The organism is Rhodopseudomonas sp. BR0C11, assembly GCF_010820945.1.
GTDB lineage: Bacteria > Pseudomonadota > Alphaproteobacteria > Rhizobiales > Xanthobacteraceae > Rhodopseudomonas > Rhodopseudomonas palustris_H.
Genome location: NZ_QTKI01000482.1, coordinates 1 through 3,298 on the forward strand (window position 1 = coordinate 1; position 3,298 = coordinate 3,298).

3 protein-coding genes are annotated in these 3,298 nt (G+C 65.7%); 2 read left to right on the forward strand and 1 reads right to left on the reverse strand.

Annotated elements, in window-relative coordinates; translation table 11 throughout:
* The coding region (gene flgA, locus DYI24_RS23795) for a flagellar basal body P-ring formation chaperone FlgA (RefSeq protein WP_164574077.1) at positions 1-487 on the forward strand (487 nt) is incomplete at its 5' end.
* Between the two features lie 5 nt (positions 488-492).
* Positions 493-1,251 (forward strand): flagellar basal body L-ring protein FlgH, encoded by a 759-nt coding sequence (gene flgH / locus DYI24_RS23800; RefSeq protein ID WP_107345607.1) that lies wholly within the window; start codon positions 493-495, stop codon positions 1,249-1,251.
* Positions 1,252-1,518: 267 nt separating this feature from the next.
* Here the strand turns inward: flgH and DYI24_RS23805 are convergent.
* A partial coding sequence (locus DYI24_RS23805; protein ID WP_164574078.1) for an efflux RND transporter permease subunit occupies positions 1,519-3,298 on the reverse strand: 1,780 nt, incomplete at its 5' end.

A 3,298-nucleotide genomic window follows, 5' to 3' on the forward strand; every position in this document is an offset into this window, starting at 1 on the left:
CAGCTATGAAATCAACGGCGGCGAAGGTAGCGCGCCGGCCCGGATGCGGGTGACCGGCACCGCGATCGAAACCGTTGTGGCAACCGTGCTGACCCGGCCGGTGCAGCGTAACGAAGTGATCAAGGCCTCGGACATCACCGTCGAGCGCCGACCGAAGAGCGAAGTCGCGTCCGATGCGGCGTCTCGCGATGCCGCCCTTGGCATGCAGGCGCGGCAGACGCTGCGCAGCGGACAGGTGCTGCGCGGCGCCGACCTCGCCAAACCGGACCTCGTGACCCGCGACCAGGGCGTCACGCTGATCTATCGCGCCGCCGGCATCTATCTCACCGCGCGCGGCAAGGCGCTCGACACCGGCGCCGAGGGCGACGTCGTCAACGTGCTCAACCTGCAGTCCAAGCGCACCATCACCGGCACGGTGATCGGTCGCGGCCAGGTCGCGATCACCGTCATCTCTCCGCGCGTCGTGGCCGACGCGAAAACCGAGTAACGTTCATGTCCAAGCCTGTGCCGTTGCAACGCATCGTTCTGGTCGCCGCCCTGCTGGCGACGGGCGGACTCGCCGGGGGCTGCTCCTCGATCGATCGTCTCGCCGCGATCGGCGAACGGCCGGCACTCACTCCGATCGAAAACCCGACCACGCAGCCCGGCTACAAGCCGGTGCAGATGCCGATGCCGAAACCGGAGGTCGCGTCCTACAACGCCAACTCGCTGTGGCGGAACGGCTCGCGCGCGTTCTTCAAGGATCAGCGCGCCGCCAAGGTCGGCGACATTCTCACCGTGACGGTGAACTTCACCGACAAGGCCAACATCGCCAACGAGACCCAGCGCAGCCGCACCAGCAAGGAAGACTCCGGCATCACCGATTTCATCGGCAGCAAGACGATCACGACGCCGGCGACCGCGGTGCTGCCGGGCCGCATCCTAACCACCGACTCCACCTCGTCGTCGGACGGCAAGGGTTCGGTGCAGCGCCAGGAAGCGTTGCAGACCAACGTCGCCGCGGTGGTGACGCAGGTGCTGCCGAACGGCAATCTGGTGGTCGAGGGCAAGCAAGAGATCCGGGTCAACTTCGAGATCCGCGAACTGATCGTCGCCGGTATCGTGCGGCCCGAGGACATCCAGAGCGACAACACCATCGACAGCAGCAAGATCGCTCAGGCCCGCATCGCTTATGGCGGCCGCGGCCAGATCACCGACGTGCAGCAGCCGCGCTACGGCCAGCAGGTGATGGACGTGCTGCTCCCGTTCTAATGTCATGACCTGACAACGAGCTCCCACACCCGGCCGCGAACCTAGGCGCGGTCAGGTGTTCCAACGCGGCCTCCTCCGGCTCTCCCTCCGGACGGAGGCCGCGGCCTTTTTGCAGATCCGTGAGCACTGCTGACGGTGAGTTGGTGGCCAAATATCAACGTCACGGCCGTGGTTGACCGACGACGTCTTACTCGCGCGGTGAGACCGTAAAAACGTCGATGCCCGGGACGAGCCCGGGCACGAGAGAGTTGGCGTTAGTACCTGCGATCACGCAACCGTTGTCGATTGCGGCTCGCCTTTGCTTGTCCTGCCCTTGCTCCCTGCCGCCTTCCGGCGCTCTACCTTCTGCAGCGCGAAGACGTAGAACACCGGCACAAACAGCACGGCCAGCACGGTGGCGGACAGCATGCCGCCGAACACGCCGGTGCCGATTGCATTCTGGCTGCCGGCGCTGACGCCGCTCGCAAAAGCCAGCGGCGTGACGCCGAGGATGAAGGCGAGCGAGGTCATGATGATCGGGCGGAAGCGGATCGCCGCCGCCTCGATCGCTGCCTCGCGCAGCGACTTACCCTCGGCATGCAGATCCTTGGCGAATTCGACGATCAGAATCGCATTCTTGGCAGACAAGCCAATGATCGCGATCAGGCCGACCTTGAAGTAGATGTCGTTCGGCATATCGCGGAGCATCACGGCGAGCAGCGCGCCGATGATGCCAAGTGGCACAACCAGCATCACCGATAGCGGGATTGACCAGCTTTCGTACAGCGCCGCCAGCAGCAGGAATACGAACAGGACGCTGAGCCCGAGCAGGAACGGCGCCTGATTGCCCGACTTGATTTCCTGCAGCGACTGCCCAGCCCACTCGAAACCGAACCCGCTCGGCAACTGCTTGGCCAGCCGTTCCATCTCGGCGATGGCTTCGCCCGAGGAGTGGCCCGGCGCACCATCGCCGGCAAAGCGCACCGACGGATAGCCGTTGAAGCCGATCACCTGGATCGGCCCCTTCGACCATTCGGTCCGCGCGAATGCGGAAAGCGGCACCATCCGGCCGCTGGCATTGCGGACGTTCAGCTTGAGCAGATCGTCCGCCTGCATGCGGCGATCGTCCTGCGCCTGAATGGTGACGCGCTGCATCCGGCCTGCGTTGGGGAAGTCGTTGACGTAGGCCGAGCCGAGGCTGGCGGTGATGGTGGCGTTGATGTCGGCGAAGGACACGCCGAGGGCGTTCGCCTTTTCACGGTCGATCACCAGATGCAGTTGGGCCGAATTGGCCAGCCCCTCGATCCGAACGCCCGCCAGCACCGGACTGGCGGCGCCTGCCGCAGTCAGGCGCGTCGCGGCATCGTCGAGCGCCGCGCTGCCGCGGCTGCCGCGATCCTGCAGGCGGAAGGTGAAGCCGGTGAAGTTGCCGAGGCCGTCGATCGGCGGCGGCTCGAACGCCATCACCGTGGCGTCCCCGATCTTCGCCAGTTCGACATTGGCACGCCGGGCGATCGCACCGGCGCTGTCGTGGCCGCGCTCGCTCCAATCCTTCAGCGTCACGAACGCCACCGCTGCGCTCTGCGAGTTGCCGGAGAAGCTGAAGCCCGAGACGGTGAACACCTGCGACACGCTGGGGTCGGCGAGGAACACCTTCTCGGCCTGCTCGATCGACGTCATCGCGCGGGTCTGCGTCGCCTCGGTCGGCGCCTGCATGTCGACGATCAGATAGCCCTGATCCTCGGTCGGCAGGAACGACGCAGGCAACCGCAAGTAAGCCCAGCCGAGCCCCGCCAGCAGCGCTAGATAGACCACCATCAGCCGCCCGGTGCGGCTGGTCGCCCAGCCGACGCCATTGCGATAGCGGCCGGCGATGCGCGCAAAAGTCCGGTTGAACCAGCCGAAGAAACCGCCCTTCTCATGGTGATCGTCTGGCACCGGCTTCAGGAACGTCGCGCACAGCGCCGGCGTCAGCGTCAGCGCCAGGAAGCTGGAGAACAGGATCGACACCACCATCGTCAGACTGAACTGCCGATAGATGATACCGACCGCGCCAGGGAAGAACGCC

Excerpts from the sequence above, each read along its gene's own strand:
- flgH (WP_107345607.1), top strand. The coding sequence starts at position 493 with ATGTCCAAGCCTGTGCCGTTGCAACGCATCGTTCTGGTCGCCGCCCTG.